Source organism: Arthrobacter sp. 05T47 (genome assembly GCF_056395825.1).
This window is the reverse complement of record NZ_JBFTKG010000076.1, coordinates 1-4,652: the sequence shown is the minus strand read 5'-3', so window position 1 is coordinate 4,652 and position 4,652 is coordinate 1. Positions and strand designations below refer to the sequence as shown.

At 62.1% G+C, this 4,652-nt stretch carries 2 protein-coding genes; both read left to right on the top strand.

Annotated features, from left to right (window positions below; genetic code table 11):
- The first annotated feature begins 313 nt into the window (after positions 1 to 313).
- On the top strand, positions 314 to 844 hold the full coding sequence (locus AC1DEY_RS22565) for a hypothetical protein (RefSeq protein WP_476869941.1): 531 nt from the start codon (positions 314 to 316) through the stop codon (positions 842 to 844).
- 250 nt (positions 845 to 1,094) lie between these two features.
- Positions 1,095 to 4,652: DUF4011 domain-containing protein (locus tag AC1DEY_RS22560; RefSeq protein ID WP_476869940.1), on the top strand; the 3,558-nt coding region annotated here is incomplete at its 3' end.

Genomic DNA, 4,652 nt, shown 5'->3' with positions numbered 1-4,652 from the left:
GAATATAGGGATTGGCCCGGCTCCAGGGCTGCGCCCTTGTCTTTCCGTCTCTGCGAGGCGCACGTCGTCGCTGGAGAAGGCTGAGAGTGCCGACGGTACCGTCCGGAAACCGCGCTTCTTGCGGGCGTCCCGGGGGTACCTGAACCTGTCGGGCGTCTTCCTCAGGAGCTCAGTTCTTCGGTCTAATGTTTAATGCGAATCCTGCAGGGTGACCAGGACTGGTGGGATTTTGGGCAGAGGCTATGGAATGCGACTATAAACGAGGCCGAAAATTTCGTACGGTCCAAACACGAGCTGAATCCCTGGGGGAAGAATGAATTTGGTTGATACCGCACAAATAGTCAGCGCTCTGGCAACTGCCGCAGCATTGATCTTCGTGACGCTGCAAACCAAGCATGCGAGGCAAGCGGTATTGGAAGCACAGCGAATGCACGAGCTGGAGGCAAACAGGGAACGTCGAGCGATGGACACGGACGCTCAACGCCAGGCGGCGCAAGTGGTTGCGTGGCCGGTCCAAGCAGTCGTTAAGGGCAAAAATGAATGGGGACTTCTTATTATGAACAGTTCCGCCGAGCCAGTATTTGGGCTGTCTATTTGTCGTGAGGCAGGGGTGAGCGGAAAGGGGAAGCCCATCAAAGCTCTCCAGGCAAAAGCAGAGGTATTGCCGCCAGGCGAGTACTTCCTTAGCGATCGCTCATATTGGCCGGAGCTAATGGGAGAGGACGATACTTCCAAACCGATCGCCGGAAACATGGACTTCATGGCGGCGCTGGCGTTTCGGGACAGTAGTGGCCGAACCTGGCAGAGGGACCGAAGTGGCATGCTCACCGGTGCAGCTGCTTAGCAAACACAAGCTTCACTGGAGTCGGCGGTCCAGACTTGGGGAGCCGGGAGCTGGAGCGGGGAGCTGGGTGCTGTGGGGTGTGTGGCACAGGCACACCCCCCTCCCGCGCCGATTGCAAGGAGTTGCCTGGCCTCAGGAATCTGAAGAAGCGGCCGCGTTGAAGATGTCGACGGGTTGGTGGGGCTGACTTGCAGCGCACTACTCTGAGCTGAGTTGATGGTGGCGCCTACGCCGCAGATGGGGGAACACAATGGGGCTTTCCAACCGCGAGTACGTCGGCCGTGCTCTGGATACCTTGGCGACCAGCCTTGGTTCCTACATTGCTTCAGTTCTGAAAAGTGTTGCGCCTGGCATTTCGTGGCCGAAGCTTCTGGAGCACAAGGACGCCAGCGCGGGCAGGGCGCCGATGAACTACTCGCCCACGGATCTGAGCGTGCAGCTCCGCGTCATGACCGAGTCTCTGGGATCCCTTGGCTACCCCTTCAACCTCGGCCACGATGCCCGCAGCTACACTTCCGAGCTGCGCCAGACCCGTAACCTCTGGGCCCACAACGAGACCTTCAACGACGCGGACACCTTCCGCGCGCTGGATACGGCCGGCCGGCTCGCCAAGCACCTGGGGCTGGATGGCGCGACACAAGCGCTGACCGCTCTGCTCGATGAATACAAGACGCGCGACGCTGCAGAGGGCGCTGGCGATGCGCCGGAGGCTGGCAGTGGGAACGCAGCAGAAGAGCTTAGAGAACCGAACCGCGCGCCCCACCACTCGGTGAAGCAGCATCCCGTCAGTGTGGAGATCACCGCCGCCGAGTCGCTCAGTTATGCCATGGTGCACAACGGATTCAAGTTCGTGCGTCAGGTCAAGATCACGAACCCGGGCGCGGAGATCCGCGGTGCTGTGGTCCGCGTGGAGGTGCTTGCCAGCATGGGCAGGATTTCAGAGGACTTCCAGCAGTATGTTGACCTCGCTGCTGGGCAGGCAATCGTCTTGGACGATGTCGACGTGCACGTCTCCGCCGCCACGATGTATGAGCTTTCCGACAAGCAGCCTGGCCGAGTGGTTGTCACGATCGAGTCCGGTGCCGCCGGCTCAGCGGCAACGAATCTAGGCAAGGCCGAAGCGCGCCTTCAGCTCCTCCCGGCCCAGCTATGGATCGCCGGCAGAGGTCTTGTCTCCTACGAATTCCTGGCCGCCTTCGTCCAGCCGCATCACCCAGCCATCGCAAAGCTTGTCTCCGAAGCGGCAGACCTCCTAGCAAGCGCCACCGGCCGCAGCAGTCTGGACGGTTACACGGAAGGTGCCGAGCGGGTGGACGAAATCGTCTTTGCGCTGGCCCAGGCAGCAAGCAAGAGCGACATCCGCTACAGCATGCCACCCGCCAGCTGGGGGCTGCAGGGCCAGCAGGTTCGGACTCCGGCTCAGGTTCTGGAAGACCGGCTAGGCACGTGCCTCGATACCACGGTCGTCATGGCAGCCGCGCTGGAATTCTGCGGCATCGCTCCGCTCCTGTGGCTCGTGGACGGCCACGCCTTCCTCGGATACTGGCGTGAGGAAATGGCGCTTCCCACGGCAGCCTTCGACGACGTCGCCGAACTTGTCAGCCTTGTCCAGCGCAACCTCATCGGCCTCATAGAAACCACAATGCTGACAGACAGTCAGCCCATCACCCTGGCCATGCTCAGGAGCAGCCCGGAAGCGAAGTACATCGAGAGGGGGCACGATGAAATCCTGGCGGTCACCGACATCCGCCGCGCCCGCTTTGATGGCATCTACCCTCTGCCAGCACGAACAACTGCTGGTTCCGGGGAACTTGTAGTCACTAACTACGGCCCGCAGGCCAAAGCTGCCCCCGTCGTGCCGGAGAAGCACGGCAAGGTCGCCCGGCATGATGGGACGGCGTCAGATGTTCCTCCGCGCGTCACGCAGTGGAAGAACGCGTTGCTGGACCTCAGCCTCAGAAACCGGCTCATCAACTTCACGGACACGGCACGATTCCCCCTAGCAGTTCCCAGCACGTGGATTGGCCCGTTCGAAGATCTTGTCAACAACGGCACCCCGATCAGCCTGCTTCCTTCCAACCAGATCAGCGCAGTCCACCAGGAACGCGGCATCCGCTTCGGCCGTGATCTCCCGCAGGACGAACTGATTAGCATGCTGAGCGCAAAGAAGGCCGTCTTCGCGGAGGTCTCCGAGGAGGCCTACAACTCCAAAATGCGCGGGCTGGCCTACAAGGCCAAGACCCAGACAGAAGAAACTGGCGCCAACAACCTGTATCTGGCTCTCGGCAGCCTCCTGTGGGAACTCGATGGCCGGACCCTGCGCTCGCCGCTGGTGCTCGTCCCCGTCAACCTGACTTCGGCTGGAAAGAACGGGTTGTACAGGGTCACGTTGGACGAGGCTGGACAGTCAACGCCGAATTACTGCCTGCTCGAGAAGCTAGCCCAGACCCATGGTCTGCGGATTCCAGGTCTGGCCGAACCTGCGGAGGACGGATCCGGCATTGACCTGGTCGCCGCTTTCAACGCTGTCAGGGAGGCCGTATCGGCCAAGGGTCTGGCGTTCCGGGTGGAGAACACGGTGGACCTGTCCATGCTGCAGTTCGCCAAATTCCGGCTCTGGAAGGACCTGGACGAGAGCTGGGAGCAGTTCGCCAAGAACCGTCTCGTGGATCACCTCATCAGCAGCCCTACGGAGCTCTTCAGCGATTCGATGAAGGCCGCAGAAGAGACGGACCTCGACGCCCTATCGGCCAAGTGCCCCATCCCTGCCGACTCATCGCAACTGCAAGCCGTCGCGTCCGCCGTCGCCGGCCAGACCTTCGTCCTAGAAGGACCGCCCGGCACGGGCAAGTCCCAGACCATCACGAATCTGCTCACCCGCGCGATCGTGGAAGGTAAGCGTGTCCTGTTCGTCGCTGAGAAGCGCGCCGCGTTGGACGTTGTGCAGAAGCGACTTGAAGAGGTGGGCATGGGCCCCTTCTCTCTTGACCTGCACGACAAGGGGAGTAAACCTGCCACAGTCCGCGCCCAAATCAAGAACGCGCTGGAGCTGCGTCTGGATTCCGACGCCCAGCAGCTGGACACCGCCTCGACCGACCTCGCGTCCGCGCGCCGCGGTCTCATTCGCTACGCCAGCCGTCTGCATGAGGAAAACGGCGCCCAACTGTCCCTTTACAGTGCCCGGACAAAAGCCTTGACCTTTGACCCGGACGTCCCGGCACTCCCCCTAGGCGTGGAATTTGCCAGTTCGGCGGACGCGACAGTGCTGGAGCCCGTGCGCGCCTTGCTGCGCGAGTTGCCCGAGTGCACCGACCGGGCACGTCCCGCACTGAACCACCCCTGGCGGTTCATCGCCGCCGGCGGCGCCGACGCCGAGACACAACTTGCCGACGCCGGACAGCGTATCGACGCAGCGCTGGACTCCGTCCGCTCCGTTGAAGGGCTGCCCGGTGTCGTCTCGTTCGCCACGTCCCCTTCGGAAGTTCGCATCCTTGCTGCGCTCCTCGAGGATCGTAGCGTTCCGGTGGAAACCCTCGACGTTGTGAGGTCAGGGCAGTGGTCCATGGGGGCCCAACACCTGGAGCAGCTTGTGTCGGCGTTCGCGGCGGTGAACCATCCCGGTCTGGAAAAGGTTGGACCGGAGGCCATGGATCTGCCTCTCCAGGACATCCTTGGTCGCGCAGAGCAAGCGGCGGCCAGCGGTTTCTTCGGACGTAAGAAGCGGATTTTGGCAGTGGTCGCGGAGCTTGACGCAGTGGTGCACCCGGGAGTGAGTGTCCGACCCAAAGAGCTGGTACCACTGCTGTAC

Bases quoted from the DNA above. Each gene is read 5' to 3' on its own strand.
- AC1DEY_RS22565 (WP_476869941.1), top strand. From the start codon at position 314: ATGAATTTGGTTGATACCGCACAAATAGTCAGCGCTCTGGCAACTGCC.